The 21579-nt window shown below is 67.0% G+C and carries 18 protein-coding genes; 4 read left to right on the top strand and 14 right to left on the bottom strand.

The features are described 5' to 3' along the window. Nucleotides 1–142 precede the first annotated feature (142 nt). From L1787_RS23420 to L1787_RS23390, 6 genes are all read right to left on the bottom strand, one after another. Entirely contained in the window at nucleotides 143–1378 is a 1236-nt protein-coding gene (locus L1787_RS23420; protein ID WP_235711525.1) for a L,D-transpeptidase family protein, read from the bottom strand. Nucleotides 1379–1594: 216 nt separating this feature from the next. Next, on the bottom strand, nucleotides 1595–2113 hold the full coding sequence (locus tag L1787_RS23415) for a MarR family winged helix-turn-helix transcriptional regulator (protein ID WP_235711524.1): 519 nt from the start codon (nucleotides 2111–2113) through the stop codon (nucleotides 1595–1597). Between the two features lie 133 nt (nucleotides 2114–2246). After that, the gene (mmsB, locus tag L1787_RS23410; RefSeq protein ID WP_235711523.1) at nucleotides 2247–3134 is read right to left on the bottom strand and encodes a 3-hydroxyisobutyrate dehydrogenase; all 888 of its coding nucleotides are present in this window, start codon (nucleotides 3132–3134) and stop codon (nucleotides 2247–2249) included. A gap of 58 nt (nucleotides 3135–3192) precedes the next feature. Further along, complete coding sequence (locus tag L1787_RS25875; protein WP_304523986.1) at nucleotides 3193–4893, bottom strand: DUF6163 family protein; 1701 nt, start codon at nucleotides 4891–4893, stop codon at nucleotides 3193–3195. Next, complete coding sequence (locus L1787_RS23395) at nucleotides 4890–5918, bottom strand: enoyl-CoA hydratase/isomerase family protein (RefSeq protein ID WP_235711522.1); 1029 nt, start codon at nucleotides 5916–5918, stop codon at nucleotides 4890–4892. Before L1787_RS23395 ends, L1787_RS25875 begins: the two co-directional genes overlap by 4 nt. Beyond that, a complete protein-coding gene (locus L1787_RS23390) occupies nucleotides 5918–7063 on the bottom strand; it encodes an acyl-CoA dehydrogenase family protein (RefSeq protein ID WP_235711521.1) in 1146 nt (381 codons plus the stop codon). The genes L1787_RS23395 and L1787_RS23390 overlap by 1 nt, the downstream gene beginning before the upstream one ends. Nucleotides 7064–7223: 160 nt before the next feature. On the opposite strand from L1787_RS23390, the gene hemB reads away from it, so the two are divergent. From hemB to L1787_RS23370, 4 genes are all read left to right on the top strand, one after another. Beyond that, nucleotides 7224–8252, top strand: coding sequence for a porphobilinogen synthase (hemB, locus tag L1787_RS23385; RefSeq protein ID WP_235711520.1), 1029 nt, complete (start codon nucleotides 7224–7226; stop codon nucleotides 8250–8252). Nucleotides 8253–8266: 14 nt separating this feature from the next. Beyond that, the gene (locus L1787_RS23380; RefSeq protein WP_235711519.1) at nucleotides 8267–9514 is read left to right on the top strand and encodes a threonine ammonia-lyase; all 1248 of its coding nucleotides are present in this window, start codon (nucleotides 8267–8269) and stop codon (nucleotides 9512–9514) included. A 76-nt stretch (nucleotides 9515–9590) separates the two neighbouring features. Further along, complete coding sequence (locus tag L1787_RS23375; RefSeq protein ID WP_235711518.1) at nucleotides 9591–11393, top strand: SLC13 family permease; 1803 nt, start codon at nucleotides 9591–9593, stop codon at nucleotides 11391–11393. A 239-nt stretch (nucleotides 11394–11632) separates the two neighbouring features. Next, nucleotides 11633–12349 (top strand): arginyltransferase, encoded by a 717-nt coding sequence (locus L1787_RS23370; protein ID WP_235711940.1) that lies wholly within the window; start codon nucleotides 11633–11635, stop codon nucleotides 12347–12349. Between the two features lie 204 nt (nucleotides 12350–12553). On the opposite strand, the gene parC is transcribed toward L1787_RS23370, so the two are convergent. From parC to L1787_RS23330, 8 genes are all read right to left on the bottom strand, one after another. Next, a complete protein-coding gene (parC, locus tag L1787_RS23365; RefSeq protein ID WP_235711517.1) occupies nucleotides 12554–14821 on the bottom strand; it encodes a DNA topoisomerase IV subunit A in 2268 nt (755 codons plus the stop codon). A 74-nt stretch (nucleotides 14822–14895) separates the two neighbouring features. Next, complete coding sequence (gene recO, locus L1787_RS23360; RefSeq protein WP_235711516.1) at nucleotides 14896–15669, bottom strand: DNA repair protein RecO; 774 nt, start codon at nucleotides 15667–15669, stop codon at nucleotides 14896–14898. 3 nt (nucleotides 15670–15672) lie between these two features. After that, nucleotides 15673–16614 carry a GTPase Era gene (gene era / locus L1787_RS23355; protein WP_235711939.1) on the bottom strand — a complete coding sequence of 314 codons (942 nt, stop codon included), beginning with the start codon at nucleotides 16612–16614 and terminating at the stop codon, nucleotides 15673–15675. A 9-nt stretch (nucleotides 16615–16623) separates the two neighbouring features. Next, nucleotides 16624–17319: a ribonuclease III gene (gene rnc / locus L1787_RS23350; RefSeq protein ID WP_235711515.1), complete on the bottom strand. Its 696-nt coding sequence runs from the start codon at nucleotides 17317–17319 to the stop codon at nucleotides 16624–16626. Nucleotide 17320: 1 nt separating this feature from the next. Further along, the gene (gene lepB, locus L1787_RS23345; protein ID WP_235711514.1) at nucleotides 17321–18076 is read right to left on the bottom strand and encodes a signal peptidase I; all 756 of its coding nucleotides are present in this window, start codon (nucleotides 18074–18076) and stop codon (nucleotides 17321–17323) included. 105 nt (nucleotides 18077–18181) lie between these two features. Further along, a complete protein-coding gene (acpS, locus tag L1787_RS23340) occupies nucleotides 18182–18598 on the bottom strand; it encodes a holo-ACP synthase (protein ID WP_235711513.1) in 417 nt (138 codons plus the stop codon). Between the two features lie 10 nt (nucleotides 18599–18608). Further along, nucleotides 18609–19235 (bottom strand): DUF2062 domain-containing protein, encoded by a 627-nt coding sequence (locus tag L1787_RS23335; RefSeq protein ID WP_235711512.1) that lies wholly within the window; start codon nucleotides 19233–19235, stop codon nucleotides 18609–18611. A gap of 60 nt (nucleotides 19236–19295) precedes the next feature. Then, the gene (locus L1787_RS23330; RefSeq protein ID WP_235711511.1) at nucleotides 19296–21422 is read right to left on the bottom strand and encodes a RelA/SpoT family protein; all 2127 of its coding nucleotides are present in this window, start codon (nucleotides 21420–21422) and stop codon (nucleotides 19296–19298) included. Nucleotides 21423–21579 lie beyond the last annotated feature (157 nt).

Genomic DNA, 21579 nt, shown 5'->3' with positions numbered 1-21579 from the left:
CTGTCTCCCTTGGATTTTGCGGCGACCATAGAGACGACGCAAAGCCGGTGCAATGGCTCGCACCGGCTGTCGGGGTTTGGCGGCCGGTGCAACGCACACCGGCCTGATCGGCGCCGCACGCGGCGCCGGTGGCGATGGAGGATCAGCGCAAGGCGAGCGTCTCGACGCCGTCCTTGTTGTAGATGTCGTCACGGAAATGGACGACGCCGTCCGCGTTCACCCAGGCGGTGATGTAGGCGAACATGATCTGCGTCGGGCGGTCGAGCTGGACGTCGAGCCGCTCGCCGGAGCGGATCGTGGCGTCGACCTTGCCGCGGTCCCAACCGTTCGGCTGCAACAGCCAGGTGATCAGCTCACGCACATTCTGAACGCGCACGCAGCCCGAGGAGTGGAAGCGCGCATCCTCGCCGAAGAGGCTCTTTTGCGGCGTGTCGTGCAGATAGACCTGGTGCTGGTTGTGGAAGTTGATCTTCACCGTGCCGAGCGAGTTCAGTTCGCCGGGCTCCTGGCGGAACATGTAGGTCGTCGCCTCGTCGGTGTTCCAATCGATCTCGCGATAGTCGTACTCGCGGCTCTCGTCGCCCCAGCGGTAGATCTTGATTTTCTGCTCAGCGAGATATTCCGGGTTCTTCTTCATCTTTGGGATGAGATCGCGGCGGACGATCGAAACCGGGACGGTCCAGTACGGGTTGAAGTTGATCTCGTGGACGCGCGAAACGAGGATCGGGCTCTGCCGGTCCACCTTGCCGACGACGCCAGTGTGCCGCGAGCGGACGCGGCCGTTCTCCACCGCCTCGATCTCAGCGGCCGGAATGTTCACGAGGACATAGCGATCCGACAGGTCGTTCGCCCGCTCGGCGATGCGGCCGAGATTGGTCTCGAGCTGCTGCAGGCGCACCGTGACGGGCACGTTCATCGCGTCGAGCGTCTGCTGGTCGACGATGCCGTCACCGCGCAGGCCATGGCGGAGCTGGAAGCGGCGCACGGCGGCGGCGACGTAGGAATCGAACACGTCATCGCGCCCACCGGCCTGGACGAGATCGCCGGATGCGGCGAGGCGCTGGCGCAGCACCGCTACGGCCTGGTCGCGCACACCGAGCTGCATGGCGGTCTTGCCGGCCGGGACGATCGGCCAACCGCCCGAGGCGGCGAGCGTGCGATAGCGCTCGATCGCGAGCTGCATCCGCCCGAGAGCCTCGGGGGAGAGCGTCGGCTGCAAGGAATTGACGGCGTGCACCTCGGGCAAGGTGGCGTCGAAGCGGTCGGTCCATTCGGCCTGCCGCTTGAAATCTCTCAGCGCTTCGAGAGGGCTATCGTTCTGCGCCTCTGCCCTCAAGGGCAGGATCGCCGCGAACGCGGCGGCGGCCAATGCAACCATGAAAGGCCTGCCAACGGCGCGCAGACCGGAAACAGACGGCATCGTTCGGGTCGTCTGAAACACGCGAACCCCCACTCAGGATACGAGACTGTATGGTTGCGCGTACCACGGCGATGGTAAATGAACAACGATCGTCTGATCAAACAAATGCGACGCCCGTGCGGCCCTCAAGGGCCGCATCGCGCGGGTCAAAACGCCGGACGATGCGCGAGCGCATCATAGACGATAGAGCACCTGGTCTTTCCAGAACCGATCGAGACGGCGAAGCGTCTGCGTGGCCGCTTCGAGGCTCGTTTCCTCGACACCACCGATCGGGCCGAGAGACTGCATGTGACGGTCGAGCAACGCCTCGACGATCCCGGCGATCTCGGCGCCCTTCTCCGTCACGGTGATGCGGACCGTCCGGCGGTCGCGCGTCGAGCGGCGCTGCGCCAGATAGCCCAGTTCACCGAGCTTTTTGAGGTTGTAGGACACGTTGGAGCCGAGATAGTAGCCGCGCGATTTGAGTTCGCTCGGCGTCAGCTCTTCGCAGCCCACATTGTGCAGGAGCACGGCCTGGACGTTGTTGATCTCTTCCCGTCCAAGGCGCTCCAACTCATCCTTCACGACGTCCAGAAAGCGACGGTGAGCCCGTTCGATGAGACGGATCGTCTCTACGTAGGCCTCCCGCGCCTTGGAATCGACGGGAGGATCTCCCGTCTCGTCTCGTTCCGCCTGTCGCACCGCCAAATTCATTCTCTGCCTCTTGGTCTCGGCCCAATTTCGGGCGCTTTTCCCCGACCGTGCGAGAGCGCGATAAAGCGGTGCTTAAGTGCTAGCGTGAATCAGTGGTTAACGCGGTTGCCGTGATATTTGCGTCACAAAAAGATTACCCTCCCCTCAGGAAGCGGACGACGCCTGAAAAGTCGGTCGCATCGCCCCCCGAATTGCAAAATGCCTCGTACACTTTGCCCGCTTCCGCGCCGAGAGGAGCGTTAACGCCGGAGGCGTTCGCCGCATCGGCGGCGAGACGGAGGTCTTTCAGCATCATCTTTGCGGTGAAGCCGGGTTTGTAGTCCCGGTTCGCCGGCGATGTCGGGACGGGGCCCGGCACCGGGCAATAGGTCGTGAGCGACCAGCATTGGCCGGAGGCGGTGCTCGCCACGTCGAACAGCTTCTGCCGGTCGAGGCCGAGCCCGTCGGCCAGGTTGAACGCCTCGCTGACCGCGATCATCGAGATGCCGAGGATCATATTGTTGCAGATCTTGGCCGCCTGCCCGGCCCCCGCATCGCCGGCATGGACGATCGTGCGGCCCATCACCTCGAGGAGCGGCGCGGCCATCGCATAGGCGGTCTCGGGTCCGCCCACCATGAAGGTCAGCGTCCCGGCCGCCGCTCCCGCGACACCGCCGGAGACCGGCGCGTCGATCATCTCGAAGCCGCGGGCGGCGGCCTCCGCGGCGACCTCGCGCGCGGTGGCGACGTCGATGGTGGAGCAGTCGATCAGGAGCGCGCCCGGCTCGGCGTGGGCGAGGACCCCGTCCGGGCCGGCGATCACCGCCTTCACCTCCGCGCCGGAGGGCAGCATCGTCAGGACGACTTCCGCCCCCTCGAGCGCCGCCGCCATCGTGTCGAGGACGGTGCCGCCCTCCTCGGCGAAGCGCGTGCGGGCGGCCTCGACGACATCGAACCCGACGACCGTGTGGCCGGCCGTCGCGAGGTTCCGCGCCATCGGCGCTCCCATGTTGCCGAGGCCGATGAATGTGATCCGCGCCATGGCCGTTCCTCCCGTCGGTTTTGTTATGTCGAACGTTGAGCCCGCCGCGCCTTACCGCCTATTCGGCCTCCTCTTTCGCCCGCCGGCGCGCCCGCCATAGGGCAAGGAGGCCGACGATGACGATGAGGGCCGTGTTCACGGCGAAGGCGACCGGCCCGAAGGGCATCAATTGCGGCGCGAAGACGAGCAGCGCGAGATCGAAGACGAGCGTCGCGCCCCACACCACGACCCCCCATTGCGACAACAGCCACAGCCCCACCCCGCCGACGGGGAAGATGATCGCGGCGGTCATCGTCGAGATCCACGGCCCGTCCGGGGCGTGCCAGTCGGTCGAAAGGCTCGAGGGGAGATAGCCGACGAGCTTTGCCCAGACGAACACCGTCCCGGCGAGCCACGCGATGGCGACGAGGCGCAATATGGTGGCGATCGCAATCCACAGCGCGTCGCGTCGCGCCTCTGCCTTGGGCGCTTGGAGCGCCTCGAGCGACATCGGGCCCCGGCGCGATCCGGTCGCTCCTGGCGGATTGGCGAGGGGGCGGGGGGCGGCCGGGCGGGCGGTCTTGGCCGGTGCGTTGGTGGTCTTGGCGGGCGAGCCCGCATCATCCTTCGCCGCGATGTCGGTCGACGCGCGCCTCACGAGGGCCGTCCCGGTCCGTGCGAGCGCGCGGCTCGCGGCAACGGCGGCGGCGGTGCCGCGTGCCGTGCGGGTCGCCGGCGGATGCGCGGCGCTCGCGGTGTCCGTCTCGGAGGGGGAGGCTTTGTCGGCGTTGGCGGTCTTGCCGGCGGACCGTCCCGCGAGCTGCGTCCCGGTGCCCGCCTTCACGGGTGCGGCGGCCTTCGCAAGAGCCGGCCGATCCGCATCCGCGTTGCGCGCCGCGGCGGCCTTCGGGGAAGCCGCCACCGCCGCCGTCGCCGCGGGGCGAGCGTCCGGCCGGGTCGCGGGCGGCCTTGCTTGTGTCGCGGGGGGCTTGGCCTGTGACGCCGGCGGCTTCGCCCCTTGTCCGGCCGGCTTCGCCTCTGGCGCTTGCGGCTTCGCCTCTCGTGCTGGCGGCTTCGCTTCTGGTGCTGGCGGCTTCGCCTCTATTGCTGGCGGCTTCGCACGTGGCTCGAACGCTCCTTGCTCGGCGGGTGCGTCGGTGGGCGCTGCGGCATCCACGGCGTCGGCGGGCGCGTCAGATGGCGGTGCCACGGCGTGAGCCGCGTCCTCGGCGCGGCCGTCCGTCGGCGCCTCTCCCTCGGCGGGCGCGTTCGTTTCGCCCGGCACAGGCGCGGTGTCGACACCGGCGGCCGCGATGGGTTCGGACGGCGGCGGGGTGGTTTTCCCTTCCGCCTTCGCCGTGGCCGCGGCGCGGCGGGCGGCGGCGCGGGCAAGCGCCTCAGGGTCGACCGGCGTCGTCGCGGGACGCGGCTTCATGCCGGAGGGCTGCGCCCCAGCCTTGGCGGCATCCGGCTCGATCGGCACGGGCTCGGACACGGACGCCGGCGCGGCGGATGGCTCCACTGGAACGGGCTCGGCAACGGGCGGCGTCGGAGCAGGCTCGCCCGGCTCCGACGCGACCGTCTCGGGCGGCGTCGGCGCGGGCTCGTCCGGTTCGCCGGAAACCGCCTCGGGCGGCGTCTTCGCATTCGGGCCTCGGGCCCCGGCGGCGGGCTCGCCTGGGCCGGCCTCATTTGTGCCGCTGAGGGCGGCGCCGGCCGGAGCGTTGGCATCGTCGGGAAGCGAGGTGTCGGCCTCCTTCCGGGGATCGTCGACGCTCATCGAGAGGCCGCGCCCGGAATGAGGAGATCCCCGTCATGCGGAACCTTGAAGTGCTGGTCGATCGCTTCCTTCTCGACCGCTTCGAGCGTCGCGGGCGACCAATGCGGGTTGCGATCCTTGTCGATCAGAATGGCGCGGATCCCCTCGAAAAGGTCGTGCCCCTCGAGGATCTGGCAGACGATCCGGTATTCCATCGTGAGGCAGGCCGCGAGCGATTCGCCCTTCGCCCGCCTGATCTCGCGGAAGGTCACTTCGAGGCTCGTCGGCGACATCGTCCGGATCGCCTTCGCCGCGCCGTCGGAGAACGCCCCCTCGGTCGCGTCGAGCCGGTCGAGGATCTCGCGCACGCTGCCGGCCGAGAACGCCTCGTCGATGACGGCGATCTCGTCCGGATCGCGCGGCTCGGTCTCGACCTTCAGCTCGTCGAGCCCGCCATCGAGGTCGCGGCCATGGGCGACCCGGTCGAGCGCGTCGCCCATCCGCGAAGCGTCCGTCGGATGCGTGACGATGCCGATCTCCGCCGCCGCGTCGCGCCCGAGGCGCGCGCCGGTGAGCCCCAGATAGAGCCCCGTCTCCCCCTCGAGCTCGGACAGGATGTGGCTCGCGCCGACATCGGGGAACAGACCGACCGCCGTTTCCGGCATCGCGAAGACCAGCTTTTCGGAGGCGACGCGATGCGAGCCGTGCACCGAGATACCGACCCCGCCGCCCATGCAGATGCCGTCGATCAGCGCGATCACCGGCTTCTTGTAGGTGCCGATCCGATGGTTGGTGCAATATTCGGTCGCGAAGAAGGGCGTCGCGCTCGCCCGCCTCTCAAAGACGTCGCGAAGGTCACCACCGGCGCAGAAGGCCTTGCCCTCCGCCCGGATCGCGACGCGCTCCACCCGGTCGTCGCGTTCCCATTCGTCGAGCGCGTCGCCGAGCTCACGCACCATGGGTTCGGTGAGCGCGTTGAGCGCGCTCGCCCGGTTCAGGGTGACGATGCCGGCGCGGCCGACCGTATCAAACAAAATGTCGCTCATCAGCCTTCAGCACTGAGGATGTGGCGGGCGACGATCACGCGCATGATCTCGTTCGTTCCCTCTAGGATCTGGTGCACCCTCAGATCGCGCAGATAACGCTCCAGAGGATAGTCGCGAAGATAGCCGTAGCCGCCGTGGATCTGGAGCGCCTGGTTCACGATGTCGAACCCGGTATCGGTCGCGAGGCGCTTTGCCATCGCGGCCGACACCGTGGCGCCCGTCTCGCCGTTCTCGACGGCGATCGCGGCCTTATAAAGGAGAAGGCGCGCCGCTTCGAGGCTCGTCGCCATATCGGCGAGTTTGAATTGCAGCGCCTGAAAGGCTTCGAGCGGTTTGCCGAACTGGCGCCGCTCCTTGGCGTAGCGGAGCGCCATGGTGAGCGAGGCGCCCGCTGCGCCGATGGAACAGGCGCCGATATTGAGGCGGCCGCCATCGAGCCCGGCCATCGCGAACTTGAAGCCCTCGCCTTCCGCCCCGAGGCGGTTTTCCGCCGGAATGCGGCAATTCTCCAACATCACCGCGGCGGTCGGCTGCGAGTGCCAGCCGAGTTTTTCCTCGTTCGCCCCGAAGGACAGGCCGGGCGTTCCCTTCGGCACCAGGAAGGCGGAAATGCCGCCTGCGCCCTCCCCGCCGGTGCGGGCCATCACGAGATAAAGATCCGCCGCCCCACCGCCGGAAATGAACGCCTTGGCCCCATCGAGGACATAGTCGTCCCCATCGCGCCGCGCCTTGGTCCTGAGGCTCGCCGCGTCCGAGCCCGAGCCCGGTTCGGTGAGACAGTAGCTCGCGAGTTCGTCCATCCGGCACAGGATCGGCAGATGACGGGCGCGCTGCTCGTCCGAGCCGAACCGGTCGATCATCCCGGCGACCATGTTGTGGATCGACAGATACGCCGCGGTCGACGGGCAGGCCGCCGAGAGCGCCTCGAAGATCAGCACCGCATCGAGCCGCGTGAGCGCCGACCCGCCATGCGCATCGCCCACGAAGATGCCGGCAAAGCCGAGATTTGCGGCCTCGCGCAGAATATCCACCGGGAAAGTCGAATTTCGATCCCAGTCGGCTGCGAAGGGTGCGATCCGCTCCGCCGCGAAGTCCTCCGCCATCGACTGAAAGGCGCGCTGTTCCTCGCTCAGCTCGAAATCCATGGCCGTCCTCCCCGCGATCCTCCGAAAGTCCATCCCCGACGCTTCGGCGTCAATCCTCGGCCCGATTACGCCCGATGCGGCCTTGCCGCGCGGTGAGGATCGTGGACGGACGGCGGGGCTTTGTTCTATCGTTCGGCCCGTCACGAGAAACGAGGCGGCGATGGATCTTGAAGCGGGGCGGCCGATTGCGCCTGACATGGCGCAGATCCTGAAAGGACGCAGGATGCGCCGCAACCGGCGCACCGACTGGTCGCGCCGGCTCGTGCGCGAGAACACATTGACGGTGGACGACCTGATCTGGCCGGTTTTCCTCACCGAAGGCGAGGGCCGGCGCGACCCGGTCCCGTCGATGCCCGGCGTCTTCCGCCTCTCGGTCGACGAGCTGGGCGCCGCGGCCGAGGAAGCCGCCGAACTCCAGATCCCCGCCATCGCCCTCTTCCCCTATACCGGCCCCGACAAGCGCGACGCCCAGGGCTCCGAGGCCGCCAATCCCGACAACCTGATCTGCCAGGGCTGCCGGGAGATCGCGCGCCGCGTCCCCTCGCTCGGCATCATGACCGACGTCGCGCTCGACCCCTATACGAGCCATGGCCATGACGGCCTGATGGTGGGGGACGAGATCGTCAACGACGCGACGATCGCGCAGCTCGTCAATCAGGCGATCGTCCAGGCGGAGGCCGGCTGTCACATCATCGCGCCATCCGACATGATGGACGGGCGGATCGGCGCCATCCGTGCCGCGCTCGACCGTGCGGGCCACGAGCACGTTCAGATCATGGCCTATGCGGCGAAATTCGCGTCGGCCTTCTACGGCCCCTTCCGCGACGCCGTCGGCGCGACCGCGGCGCTGAAGGGCGACAAGCGGACCTATCAGCTCGACCCGGCGAACGCGCTCGAAGCGCTGCGCGAAGTGGAGCTCGACCTCGCCGAGGCGGCCGACATGATCATGGTCAAGCCCGGCCTTCCCTATCTCGATATCGTCTACCGCGTGAAAGAGCGCTTCGGCGCACCGACCTTCGCCTACATGGTGTCCGGGGAATATGCGATGATCGAAGCGGCGGCAGCGAACGGCTGGCTCGACGGCGAGCGCGTGATGATGGAGGCGCACATGGCCTTCAAACGCGCCGGCGCCGACGGCATCCTCACCTATCACGCTCCCCGCCTCGCCCGGCGTCTCGCCGCAGGCTGACCCTTCAGAGACAGATGGCGCACGCGCCCCAAGACACCTTGCCCGTCACGCCGGACGAGATCCGCGAGGCCGCCCGCCGGCTGGACGGCGTCGTCCTGCGCACCCCGTGCCTCCCGGCGCCGCGCCTGTCCCGTCTCACGGGCGCGAATGTCTGGGTGAAGTACGAGAACCTTCAGCCGACCGGCGCCTTCAAGGAGCGCGGCGCCTTCATCAAGCTGTCCTCGCTGACCGCCGAGGAGCGCAGTGCCGGCGTCACCGCGATGTCCGCCGGCAATCACGCCCAGGCCGTCGCCTACCATGCCGCCCGGCTCGGCATCTCGGCGACGATCGTGATGCCCGAACGCACCCCGTTCGTGAAGGTCGCGGCGACGGAGGCGCACGGCGCGACCGTCGTCCTCGCGGGCGAAACGCTCGCCGAGAGCGCCGTCGCCTGCAAGGCGCTCGCCGAGCGGGAAGGCCGCATTCTCATCCACCCTTATGACGATCGAAAGATCATCTGCGGCCAAGGCACAGTCGGTTACGAGATGCTCGAAGAGGTGCCCGAGCTCGACACGCTCGTCGTCCCGATCGGCGGCGGCGGGTTGATCGGCGGCATCGCGATCGCCGCGCGCGACGTGAAGCCGGACATTCGGATGATCGGCGTCGAGGCGAGCCTCTTTCCCTCCGCCTATGCGGCGATCCACGGCGAAGAGGCGAAATGCGGCGGGGCGACGCTCGCCGAAGGCATCGCGGTGAAGACCGTCGGCCAACTCACCCTGCCGATCATCCGCGCGCTCGTCGAACGGATCATCCTCGTCGACGAGCCGGCGCTGGAGCGGGCGGTCAACGCCTATATCACGCTGCAAAAGACGATGGCGGAGGGTGCCGGCGCGGCGGGCCTCGCCGCGATGCTCACCGATCCCGCCCCGTTCGCCGGCCGCAATGTCGGCCTCGTCCTGTGCGGCGGGAACATCGATCCCCGCCTTCTCGCTTCGATCATGGTGCGCGAGCTCACCCGCGAGCGCCGCATCATCTCGATCGAGGCCGACTTTCCGGACGAGCCGGGCGTTCTCGCCCGCCTCACCACCGCCGTCGGCAATGCGGGCGGCAACATCTTGGAAGTCACCCACAACCGCCTCGGCCTCACCCACCTCGCACGCGAGACGTCCGTTCGCCTGACGATCGAAACGCGGGACGATCGGCACACCGATGCTGTCGTCGCAGCGCTACAGAACACAGGCCTCACCGTCCGTTTGACGGACCATGTGGACGGCCGCTTTTGACCCGGCGCACGCACTGCGGCACAAGGTCGGGCTCGACATTCAGGAGACCAACGCCAGTGGACAGAGCGCACCTTTGATGGAAGCCCAACTCGCGATGGCAGCGACGCTCGCCGTCATCGCCGTGTCCACCTTTCTCTACGCGACCGAGCGCTACTCGATCGAGGCCATCAGCCTCGGCGTGCTGGCGGCCTACATCACCATTTTCGTGGTGATCGGGCTGCCCGCCGAGCAACACCCGCTGTCCGCGGCGGACCTTCTCGCCGGCTTTTCCAATCCGGGCCTCATCACCATCATGTCCCTCCTCGTCGTCGGACAAGGTCTCTTCCACACCGACGCCCTCGAACGGCCCGCCCAGGCGATCGTCAAATGGGTCGCCAAGGACCACCGCTCCGGCATCGCGCTCACCTTCATCGCGATCGCGGCGCTGTCGGCCTTTCTCAACAACACGCCGGTCGTGGTGATGTTCATTCCGATCATCTCGACCCTCGCGATGTCACTGAAGCTGCCGACATCGCGCTATATGATGTCGCTCTCCTTCGTCACGATCCTCGGCGGCATGACGACACTGATCGGCTCGTCGACCAACCTTCTCGCCGCGAACGTCGCGCGGGTGTCGGGCGCGGCGGATCTCACCTTCTTCTCCTTCACGCCCGTCGCGCTGATGGTGGGGGCCGTCGCGCTTCCCTATGTCCTCTTCGTGATGCCGATGCTCCTGCAGAATCGCCGGTCGATGGCCGACGCGATGAAGGCCGGCGGGGGCAAGCAGTTCATCGCGGAAATTCCGATCCGCGCCGGCCACCCCCTCGTCGGCGCGACGTCGACACAAGGGATGTTCCCGCAGCTCAAGGACATGACGGTGCGTCTCGTCCAACGTGGCGAGCGGCCCCATTTGCCCCCGTTCGAGAACGTAACGCTCCAGCCCGGCGACATCGTCATCGTCGCCGCGACGCGTCAGGCGCTGGAGCGCGCCCTCTCCACGAAGTCGAACGTCATGCGCGACAAGGAGGACGACCGCCCGGCCGGTGTCGTCACCCTCGCCGAAGCCATCGTCGCACCGGGGTCGCGCCTCATCGGGCGGACGGTCTCGCAATCGGGCTTCCGGGGCGAGGTGGGATGCGTCGTCCTCGCCATCGAGCGGCGGAGCCGAATGCCGCGCCTGCCGATGGCCGATATCAGGATGGAGGCCGGCGACGTTCTCCTCTTCGCCGGACCGCGCAATGCGATCGAGGAGCTTCGCGGCAATCGCGACGTTCTCCTCATCGACTGGACGGCGGCGGACGTTCCCTCGCGTGGACGGGCGCCCGTCGCGCTCGCGATCTTCGCCTCGGTCGTCGTCGCGGCCGGCTCGTCGATCATGCCGATCGTGGCGGCCGCGCTCCTCGGAGCTTTCGCGATGCTTGCCACGCGATGTCTCAACACGCGCCAGGCTGCCCGCGTGGTCGACGGGCGGATCATCCTGCTCGTCGCCTCGGCGATCGCCTCCGCCACGGCCCTCGAAGCGACAGGCGGGGCGCGCATATTGGCGGACTCCCTCTTGCGTGTGCTGGTCGACGCGCCACCCAGCGTTGTCATGTCGGCGCTGTTCCTGATCATTGCGCTGACGACGAATATTCTGACAAACAACGCGGCGGCGGTGCTTTTTACGCCGATCGCGGTGGGTCTCGCGGCGCATCTTAACTTGCCTGCCGAACCCTTCGTCGTCACAGTGATCTTGGCGGCCAACGCATCCTTCGCGACGCCGGTCGCTTATCAGACCAACCTCCTCGTCATGGGGCCGGGACACTATCGTTACCGAGACTTTCTCATCGCGGGCGGGCCACTTGTTCTGCTATTATGGGTCACTTTCTCGCTGGTCGGCCCATGGTGGTACGGAATCTAGTGGCGACTCCGCGGTACAGTGTGTGGGCACGCCGGTTCTTGGCGGCCCTCTAAGGAGGCCGACTTAGGCTCATGGTGAAGTCGAACGACCGATTCGACGATAACGAGACCGTTGCCCCGGAAAAATCCTCCGCGGGGACCACGGCCACGATCGCCCCTGCCCAGCACACGGCGCCCCATCCCGCCGACGATTGGCAAGACGCGCCGCCTCGCAAGCGACGCCGCGTCACAGTCCGGCGGCTGACAGAGCATCCGCAATTCTACCTCACCGCCCCCTCACCCTGCCCGTATCTGCCCCACCGGCAGGAGCGGAAGGTGTTCACCCATCTCGTCGGCGAGCGCGCCGAGCCGCTGAACGACCTCCTCACCCAAGGCGGCTTCCGTCGCAGCCAGAACATCGCCTATCGCCCCGCGTGCGAGGGATGCCGCGCCTGCGTCTCCGTCCGCGTCGTGGTGGACGAGTTCGATTGGACGCGCTCCATGCGCCGGGTGATGAAGGCGAACCACGCGCTGGAGCGGCGTGAGCGGCCGGCCCTGCCCTCCTCGGAACAATATTCTGTCTTTCGCGGCTATCTCGACTCGCGCCACGCCGAAGGCGGCATGGCCGACATGACGGTCCTCGACTATGCGATGATGGTCGAAGACACCCACGTCGACACGCGCCTGTTCGAATACCGCCTGTCCGGCACCGGGCGGACCCGCGGTCCCCTCATCGGCTGCGCGCTGACGGACATTTTGGGCGACGGCCTGTCGATGGTCTATTCGTTCTTCGAGCCGGATTATCGGGACAAAAGCGTCGGGACCTACATGATCCTCGACCATATCGCCCGTGCGGCCGAACTCGGACTGCCTTATGTCTATCTCGGCTACTGGGTCGCCGGGTCCGAGAAGATGGCCTACAAGACCCGCTTCCAACCGCAAGAGCATCTGAGCCCGAAGGGCTGGATCCGCGGCTGACGGCGGCGCGCAACGGCCCCGCCTTCCCTCCATCCATAGCGCCGCGTCCGCCCCCGCTTCCCAACCGGGCACGACCGGAGACGGTCGCGCGCCGATGCGGCCGCGTGTCCGCCTCGCGGTCGTCGTCCCCTACGATTCGCGATGGGGTGGTTTCGTGGCGCCGCCTCGCGCGGCGCGGCGCGCGGACGTCTGCCGGCAGCGCCTCTATTCGGCGGCGCCGGTGGCCGTCTTCTGTGAGGCGATCGCCACGGCATTACGCGGGGCTTGCCGCCCGCTCGCGGCCCGCTCGCCGAGCCATTCGGTGAGCTGGTCGACCTGCTGCACCGTCTCCTTGCCCGTCCGCCCGACGAGGACGAGACCGTTCTCGCTCTTGAACGTGCAAACCTCGGAAAGCCCACCGTCTTTGTAGCGCTGGAGGCGCACGCCGCGGCCCTTGGCGAGGGTCGGAACCTGCTCGATCGGGAACACCAGGAGCTTGCGGTTCTCGCCGAGCACCGCCACCCGGTCGCCGTCCGCCGGGACGAGACGATAGGCGGTGTCACCGTCCGCCGGCGACATCGCCTGACGGCCCCGCTTCGTGGTGCCGATGAGATCGTCGGCCGCGATGAGGAAGCCGCGGCCGATCTTGGAGGCGATCAGCCAGGTCGTCTCCGGCTGGAACTTCACGAGCGCGGCGATCTCCACCCCGCCATCGAGCTCCAGGATCAGGCGCAGCGGCTCGCCATGGCCGCGCCCACCGGGCAGCCGGTCGGCGCCGAGCGTATAGACGCGCCCGTCGGTCGCGAGGACGAGGAGCTTGTCGGTCGTCTCCGCATGGAGCCACGTGCCGAGCTGGTCGTCCTGCCGGAATTGCAGGCTCTCAAAGTCCTTCACATGCCCCTTGAGGGCGCGGATCCACCCCTTCTGAGACAAGACCACCGTGATCGGCTCGCGCTCGATCATCGCCTCGGCATAGGCATCGAGGTTCGCCTCGGGCGCGGCGGCGAAGGTGGTGCGGCGCTTGCCGAGTTCGGTCTTCGGGCCGAACGTATCGCGCACGGAGCGGACGGAGGCGGCGACGCGGTCCCATTGCAAGGCCTCGTCGGCGAGCAGCGCTTCGAGTTCGGCGCGCTCGGCCGTCAACCGCTCGTGCTCCTTGCGGATCTCCATCTCTTCGAGACGGCGCAAGGACCTGAGGCGCATATTGAGGATCGCCTCGGCCTGGACGTCGGTGAGGCTGAACGCCTTGATCAGCTCGGCCTTCGGATCATCCTCATAGCGGATGATGTGGATCACCTTGTCGAGGTCGAGATAGACGACGAGAAAGCCGTCGAGCACCTCGAGGCGGTGGACCACCTTTTCGAGCCGGTGCTGCGCGCGGCGGACCGCCACCTCCTTCAGGTGGTCGAGCCAGGCGCGGATCACCTCGACGACGCCGACGACGCGCGGCACCTGCCCCGCCATCAGAACGTTCATGTTGAGCGAGATGCGCGACTCGAGGTCGGTCAGACGGAACAGGCTTTCCATCAGGAGGACCGGGTTGACATTGCGCGCCCGCGGTTCGAGGACGACGCGGATATCCTCCGCGCTCTCGTCCCGCACATCGGCGAGGAGCGGCAGCTTCTTTTGTTCGAGAAGCTCGGCGATGCGCTCGATCAGGCGGCTCTTCTGGACCTGATAGGGGATCTCGGTGATGACGATCTGCCAAAGACCCCGCGCGGCCTCTTCCTTTTCCCAGCGCGCGCGGGTGCGAAAGCCGCCGCGGCCGGTGCGATAGGCCTCGAGCATCGAATCGGCGGTCTCGATCACGATGCCGCCGGTCGGAAAATCGGGCCCGCGGATCGGGCCGTTCTGCGGATCGAAGATCGTCTCGAGCCGAGCATTCGGATGCTTGATGAGGTGAAGCGCCGCCTCGGCGATCTCGGCCGCATTGTGCGGCGGCACGTTGGTCGCCATGCCGACGGCAATGCCCGACGCGCCGTTGGCGAGGAGGTTCGGGAATCCGCCGGGGAGGACGACCGGCTCGCGCTCCGAGCCGTCATAGGTCTCGCGGAAATCGACGGCGTCTTCGTCGAGACCGTCGAGCAGGAGGCGAGCGACTTCGGTGAGGCGCGCTTCGGTGTAGCGCATCGCCGCCGCGCCATCGCCGTCGACCGTGCCGAAATTGCCCTGCCCGTCGACCAGCGGATAGCGGACCGCGAAATCCTGCGCGAGGCGGACGAGCGCGTCATAGACCGCGGTGTCGCCGTGCGGGTGGAACTTACCGATCACGTCGCCGACGACGCGGGCGGATTTCTTGAACGCCGACCCCGGATCGAGCCGAAGCAGGCGCATCGCGAAGAGGAGCCGGCGGTGGACGGGCTTCAGGCCGTCCCGCACGTCCGGCAAGGCGCGATGCATGATCGTCGACAAGGCGTAGGCGAGGTAACGCTCCTCGAGCGCCTGCTTGAGGTCGATCGCTTCGCCATCGTCCGGAATGAGGGAATCGGCCACACACGCCTCCGTTCAAAACTGAGCTACGGCCGGACGGCGCCCTTTGGCAACCTTGCCGGTGCGCCGGAGCGCCATCATTCCACGGCGGGGTCGCGGCTGTGGATAGCCCCGGCGCCCGTCTCCTCCCGCGCGATCGCCTTGACGACCGCCCGCACGAACCGCTCGCGCGGCTCCGGCACCGCCTTGTCGACGAGCGCGGCCACGTGCGCCGCGATGAAGTGGCCCGTCATCCGGAAGCCCGCGGCGACCGCCTCGGCATCCACCGGCGCATCGGACGCGAGGAAAGCTGGCAGCGGGAAAAGCCGGTCCCGATAAGGCTCGCCCGCCGCCCGGCAGACTGCCCGCCCCGTGCGCGGCGAGACATAAGCGAGATCCTCGCGCGTTCCCGTCGCCGCGCATCGGGTGAGATCGAGCCCGAAGCCGAACTCCTCGAGCAGGATGATCTCGAAGCGGACACCCGCCTCCCCTGCCGCCGGCGCGAGGGCGAAGGCCGAGATCAGCGCGTTCGCCGCCGCATAAAGGCGCGGATGCGGATCGCGCTCGGGTAGGAAAGCGAGCAGCGAGGCCATCGAGCCGAGACCGAATGCCCCCCAGGCGGACTGCATCACGAGCCCGGCGCGCGCCTCCGCCATTTCGAGCGCGAGCGTACCGAGCTGGTCGTCGAGCCGGGCACGCCATGTCGCGGTGACGATGTTGCCGGGTTGGACGAGGGCGCGCATCGTCTTCGACCGCGCCCCGCGCACGAGGCCGACGGTGCGGCCTCGCTCAGCGGAGAGGAGCTCGACGATCTTGGAGCTTTCGCCGAGGGGGCGCGTCGACAGGATCAGCGCTTCGCCCCGCCACTCCATCGGTCAGCGCGAATAGTCGAGACCCATTTCGCGATAGCGCTCTGGGTCGTCGGTCCAACGGGGACGCACCTTGACGAAGAGGAAGAGGTGGACGGGCGTGCCCGCCATCTCGGCAATGTCGTGCCGCGCCGCCATCGAGATCGCGCGAATGGTCTTGCCCTTCTCGCCGAGGACGATCTTCTTCTGCCCCTCGCGCTCGACGAAGATCGTCTGCTCGATCCGCACCGAGCCGTTACGCAGCGCCTTCCAGCTCTCGGTCTCCACCGTCGCCGAATAAGGCAGCTCGTCGTGAAGGCGCAGCGTGAGCTGCTCGCGCGTGATCTCGGCGGCGAGCTGGCGCAGCGGAATGTCGGAGATCTGGTCCTCGGGGTAGAGCCATGGCCCCGTCGGCATTGCGGCGGAGAAATGGTTCCGCACGTCCTCGACCCCGTGCCCGGTCTTCGCGGAGATCATGAAGGTCTCCTCGAATTTCGTCGCCGCGTTCGCCTTCTCGGCGAGGACGAGGAGCTCGGGCGGGTCGACGAGATCGACCTTGGTGAGGAGGAGAAGCTTCGGGATCCGGACCTGGGTGAGGTCTTCGAGGATCTTCTCGTTCGCCTCGTCGAGCCCGCGGCGGGCGTCGATCAGCAGGCACACGAGATCCGCATCATAGGCGTGCGACCAGGCGGTCTTCACCATGGCGCGGTCGAGCCGGCGGCGCGGGGCGAAGATCCCCGGCGTGTCGACGAGGACGATCTGCGCTTCCCCTTCGAGGAGAATGCCGCGCACGACGGCGCGCGTCGTCTGCACCTTGTGGGTGACGATCGAGACCTTCGCGCCCACGAGCGCATTGACGAGCGTCGACTTGCCGGCGTTCGGCGCGCCGATCAGCGCGACGAAACCGCAGCGCGTCGTCGTCTCCACCGCGCCGGCGGCATCGTCCGCAGGCGCCACAGGGTCGTCCATGTCGTTCAATCACGCCTCCTCGGTCAGGCCGGTCAACGCGGTCCGCGCGGCATTTTGCTCCGCCTCCCGCTTCGATCCACCTTCGCCGATCGCAAGTACATTGTCTCGGCTCACCACTTCGATCACGAAATGGGGCTTATGGTCCGGCCCACGCCGCTCCTTGAGCCGATAGGTCGGCGGGGGAGCGCCCTTGGCCTGAAGTCGTTCCTGAAGCGCGGTCTTCGGATCGCGCTCCAACTCGTTCGACACGTCGAGAAGCGGGGCCCAGGTCCGCGCGATCACCTCGGCCGCGACGTCGAAGCCGGCATCGAGATAGACCGCCGCGAGCACAGCCTCGCACGCATCGGCGAGGATCGCGGCCTTGTTGCGCCCGCCGGTCAGCGCCTCGGCGGTGCCGAGCCGGAGCGCTTCGTCGATCCCCAGCATACGCGCCCGCTCGGCGCATGTCTCGCGGCGCACCAGCGCATTGAGACGGCGCGCGAGATCGCCTTCGTCGGCCGTGGGAAACCGGTCATAAAGCTGGTGCGAGACCACGAGGCCGAGCACCCGGTCGCCGAGAAATTCGAGCCGCTGATAGCTCTCCCCGCGCCCGTCATCATGGACGCTCGCATGGGTCAGCGCCTGGACCAGCAACTTCCGGTCCGCAAAGCGGTGACCGAGCGCCGATTCCAACCGATCGAGAGGACCATCCTCGCGCCGCTTCATATCACAAGCCGGTAAAAATCCGATCCCAGCGGACCGCCCATGGCCAATTCCAGACCTGCCAGATCGGCGTATCCTCTTTGATCGAGAAGAAGATCACCTCGGCCCGGCCGACGAAATTCTGGTACGGAACATACCCGACGAAGAGCTGCGCCCGGCTGTCGGTCGAGTTGTCGCGGTTGTCGCCCATCATGAAATAATGGTCGGGCGGGACGACATAGACGTCGGTGTTGTCGAACAGGCCGTTCGGGTCGCTGTCGAGCACATCATAGGACACGCCGTTCGGCAGTGTCTCACGATAGCGGGGCGAGCGGAACTCGCGCCCATTGGCGTCGACCTCGACATAATCGGAGATGCGCTCGCGCGGCACGGCGACATCGTTGATGTAGACGATGCCTTCCTTGACCTGAATCCGGTCCCCCGGAAGACCGATCACGCGCTTGATATAGTCGGTCGAATTGTCCTTCGGGAGCTTGAACACGGCGACGTCGCCGCGCTCGGGATTCGAGCCGAGAATGCGCCCCGGGATCGGCACGAAGCCGAATGGAAACGAATAGCGACTGTAGCCGTACGAATATTTCGAGACGAAGAGATAATCGCCAACCAACAAGGTCTCGACCATCGAGGCCGACGGGATATTGAATGGCTGAAACAGGAAGGTGCGGATCACGAACGCGATCAGCAGGGCCTGCAGGATGACTTTGATCGTTTCGTACAGACCGCCCTCGCGCTCCGCTGATTTGTCTTTCGCCACGCTCATCGTCACCCCTTTGATGGCGCGAAACACAACACGCGCCGGCCGCGGACCGCTCGGCGCGGACACGCTTGCATAGACCCTGAACCGTTACTGCGCAACGAACGCTGCCTACAGCTCTCTGTCGACTTCTTGCGGCAACGCCTCGATCACGACAAAGGCTTGCGCGATCGGATGATCGTCCGTCATCGTCAAATGGATCGACGGCACGTGACCCGGCGGGATCAGCGCTTCGAGCCGCGTGCGCGCGCCGCCCGCCAAATGCATCGTCGGCTGGCCGCTGCGCAGATTGACGACGCCCATCTCCCGCCAGGCGACACCCATGCGGATGCCGGAGCCGAGCGCCTTCGAGCACGCCTCCTTCGCGGCGAACCGCTTGGCGTAGGAGGCGGCGCGCATCGCCCGCCGGTCCGATTTCGTCCGCTCCACCTCGGTGAAGACACGCATCGTGAAACGCTCACCGAACCGCTCCAATGTGCGTTCGATGCGGCGAATGTCGATGAGGTCGCTGCCGATGCCGACGATCATGGTGAGGTCATCAATCCTTTGACTGGGCGGGCGGCGCGGCCTCGGTCTCGGCGGCACGCAGCGCCGCCTCCATCCGCGCGTTCTGGATATTCTCCATCGCGGCCTGCAACCGCGCGCTGCGCAGCGATCGCGACATCAGGACCGCCGATCGCACCACCACATAAAAGGTCGAGCCCATCACGAGGCCGATCACGCAACCGCCGACGAGCATCAATTTCAGCGTCGGCCACAGCGTCGAGAACGAGTTCCACAGGAGCTCGAACGACATCTCGAACTGAAGCGGCGACGGCGTGTCCCCGCTGCCGCCGATCAGAAGCTCGCCGAGCTGGAAGGAGGAAAGCCAGATCAGCGGAAAGGTCAAGGGGTTACCGACCGCGGTGCCGAAGGCGGCGGCGATCATCGATCCCCCGATCACCCATGCGAGCGCGAAGGAGAGGAGGAAGTGGAAGCCGATAAAGGGCGTGAAGGAGGCGAAGACGCCGGCCGCGACACCCGCGGCGATCGCATGGGGCGAGGCCTGCAGGCGGAGAACGCGATGCTTATAATACGTGAACGAGCGGCCGAACGAACGGCGCGGCCACAATGCGACACGCATCCGTTGGGAAACGGATGGACGGTCGCGACGGGAAAACAGCATCTGCTCCTCATCCCCTACGAAGCGTCGACCACACCGGCGGCGTGACACGCAGGAACGATCCTAGTTCGCAATCCGCCCCGCTTCGGCAATGATCGGCAGGCCGCGAAGCCTGTCGAGAATGCGCGCGAGGTGAGCGCGGTCACGCACCTCGATATGGAGGTTCATCTCGCGAAATTGAGGGGTCTTCTGCGTCATCGTCAGCTCGTCGATGTTGCCCCCCTCCTCTGCGATGGTCCCGGCGATCTCGGCAAGAGCGCCGCATTCGTTCGCCACAACGAGCTTCACCGGGACGGGAAACAGCGTTTCGTCACCCCCGCTGAGATCCCAGGACAGATCGAGCCAGCGCTGCGGTTCGGCGGCGAAGGCGCTGAGCGCATCCCCCGCATTCGCCGGATAGACGGTCACACCACGGCCCGGATCGAGAATGCCGACGATCTTGTCGCCCGGAATGGCGTAGAGTTTGGGCGCGAAATGCACGGGCAAATCGCCGCCCGCCCCGCGGATCGGCACCGAGACCGGTGAGGCCTCGGGCGGGATCGCCGTCTCGTCCGGCTCCGGATGCCCGAGCGCGCCGAGAACGTCGCCCGCCGGAACCGTGCCGTTGCCGACCGCGTAAGCGAGCGCCTCGCCATCGGCATAATTCATCCGATCCGCCGCGACCGTGAGGTCCACCCCTTCGCGAAGATGGCGCCGGGAGACCTCGTTGTCGATGAGCTGATTGCCGAGACGGACGAACTTGCGCCGATCCGCCTCACGGTTGGCGCGCCGGATCGCCGCGCGCGCCTTGCCGGTGACGGCGAGCGCGTTCCAGGCCGACGGCGGCGACGCACCGGCCTCGCACAGGATCTCGACCTCGTCGCCCGATTGCAGCGGCGTGACGAGCGGCCGCAGATGCCCGTTGATCTTGCAACCGGTGCAGGTGTTTCCGACGTCGGTGTGCACCTGATAGGCGAAATCGATCGGCGTGGCGCCCGGCGGCAAGGCGATCAGCTTACCCCGCGGCGTGAAGCAGAACACGCGGTCCTGGAAAAGCTCGAGCTTGGTGTTCTCCAGGAACTCGGCCGAGCTGCCCCCGTCGGACAGAAGTTCGATCGTGTGACGCAGCCACGCATAGGCGCGCGAATCGTGCGCGAGCTCGTGGCGGGTCCGCACGTCCCCGTCTTTGTAGAAGCCGTGCGCGGCGATACCGAACTCGGCGACGCGGTGCATCTCCTCGGTGCGGATCTGCAACTCGACGCGCTGCTTGCGCGGCCCGACGACCGTCGTGTGGATCGACCGGTAGTCGTTCTGTTTCGGCGTCGAGATATAATCCTTGAAGCGGTTCGGCACCGATTGCCACATCGTGTGGATCACGCCGAGCGCAGAATAACAATCCGGGATTGTCGCAACGATGATCCGAAAACCGTAGATGTCGGAAAGATTATCAAAGTTGATATGCTTCCGCTTCATCTTCAGGTAGATCGAATAGGGCTTCTTCTCGCGGCCCGACACGGTCGCCTGAACGTTATTGGCGCGCAGATATTCCGCGAGGTCGGCCTCGATGTCGGCGAGCAAGGAGCCGAGGGCCGCCCGCCGCTCCGCGAGCCGGCGCTCGATCATCGCCGCATCGTCCGGATAGAGGACGGTGAAGGCGAGATGCTCGAGCTCCTCGCGCATCCAATGGATGCCCATCTTGCCCGCGAGCGGGGCGTAGACGTCCATCGTCTCTTCGGCGATGCGCTGGCGCTTCTCCGGCGGCACCCAATAGAGGGTGCGCATATTGTGCAGGCGATCCGCGAGCTTGACGAGGAGGACGCGCACGTCGTCCGCCACGGCCAGCAGGAGCTTGCGAAGATTCTCGCCCTGCTTGTCCTCCTGCGACACGAGGTGCAGGCGGCCGATCTTGGTCAGCCCCTCGACGAGCTTGCCGATCTCCTCGCCGAAGAGTTGGTCGATCTCCGCGCGGGTGGCGTCGGTGTCCTCGATCGTGTCGTGCAGCAGCGCGGTGGCGATCGTTGCGTCATCGAGCCGCATACGCGTCAGAATGCCGGCGACTTCGAGCGGGTGGGAGAAATAAGGATCCCCCGACGCCCGCTTCTGGTCGCCGTGCTTCTTCATCGAATACACGTAGGCGCGGTTGAGCAGCGCCTCGTCGACGTTCGGATTATACTGCGCAACGCGCTCGACGAGCTCGTATTGGCGCATCATGGGCCGGCTCGGCGGGACCTCGAGATCGAGCGGCCCCGCGCCCGCGGCAGACTTCGGCTTCGGCGTCGAGTTCGCGCCGAATTGGGCCGGACGTTTGGTGTTCGTTTGGTCGACAGGGTCGGCCGATGAGCGCAACATACTGGTCGCCGACCCCATC

Origin of the sequence: Acuticoccus kalidii (assembly GCF_021556395.1) — a bacterium.
Classification (GTDB): domain Bacteria; phylum Pseudomonadota; class Alphaproteobacteria; order Rhizobiales; family Amorphaceae; genus Acuticoccus; species Acuticoccus kalidii.
This window is presented reverse-complemented; position numbering and strand designations above follow the sequence as displayed.

Coding starts and splice junctions, on each gene's coding strand:
- L1787_RS23420 (WP_235711525.1), bottom strand. CDS start 1,378: ATGGTTGCATTGGCCGCCGCCGCGTTCGCGGCGATCCTGCCCTTGAGG.
- L1787_RS23415 (WP_235711524.1), bottom strand. CDS start 2,113: ATGAATTTGGCGGTGCGACAGGCGGAACGAGACGAGACGGGAGATCCT.
- mmsB (WP_235711523.1), bottom strand. CDS start 3,134: ATGGCGCGGATCACATTCATCGGCCTCGGCAACATGGGAGCGCCGATG.
- L1787_RS25875 (WP_304523986.1), bottom strand. CDS start 4,893: ATGAGCGTCGACGATCCCCGGAAGGAGGCCGACACCTCGCTTCCCGAC.
- L1787_RS23395 (WP_235711522.1), bottom strand. CDS start 5,918: ATGAGCGACATTTTGTTTGATACGGTCGGCCGCGCCGGCATCGTCACC.
- L1787_RS23390 (WP_235711521.1), bottom strand. CDS start 7,063: ATGGATTTCGAGCTGAGCGAGGAACAGCGCGCCTTTCAGTCGATGGCG.
- hemB (WP_235711520.1), top strand. CDS start 7,224: ATGGATCTTGAAGCGGGGCGGCCGATTGCGCCTGACATGGCGCAGATC.
- L1787_RS23380 (WP_235711519.1), top strand. CDS start 8,267: ATGGCGCACGCGCCCCAAGACACCTTGCCCGTCACGCCGGACGAGATC.
- L1787_RS23375 (WP_235711518.1), top strand. CDS start 9,591: ATGGAAGCCCAACTCGCGATGGCAGCGACGCTCGCCGTCATCGCCGTG.
- recO (WP_235711516.1), bottom strand. CDS start 15,669: ATGGAGTGGCGGGGCGAAGCGCTGATCCTGTCGACGCGCCCCCTCGGC.
- era (WP_235711939.1), bottom strand. CDS start 16,614: ATGGACGACCCTGTGGCGCCTGCGGACGATGCCGCCGGCGCGGTGGAG.
- rnc (WP_235711515.1), bottom strand. CDS start 17,319: ATGAAGCGGCGCGAGGATGGTCCTCTCGATCGGTTGGAATCGGCGCTC.
- lepB (WP_235711514.1), bottom strand. CDS start 18,076: ATGAGCGTGGCGAAAGACAAATCAGCGGAGCGCGAGGGCGGTCTGTAC.
- acpS (WP_235711513.1), bottom strand. CDS start 18,598: ATGATCGTCGGCATCGGCAGCGACCTCATCGACATTCGCCGCATCGAA.
- L1787_RS23335 (WP_235711512.1), bottom strand. CDS start 19,235: ATGCTGTTTTCCCGTCGCGACCGTCCATCCGTTTCCCAACGGATGCGT.
- L1787_RS23330 (WP_235711511.1), bottom strand. CDS start 21,422: ATGATGCGCCAATACGAGCTCGTCGAGCGCGTTGCGCAGTATAATCCG.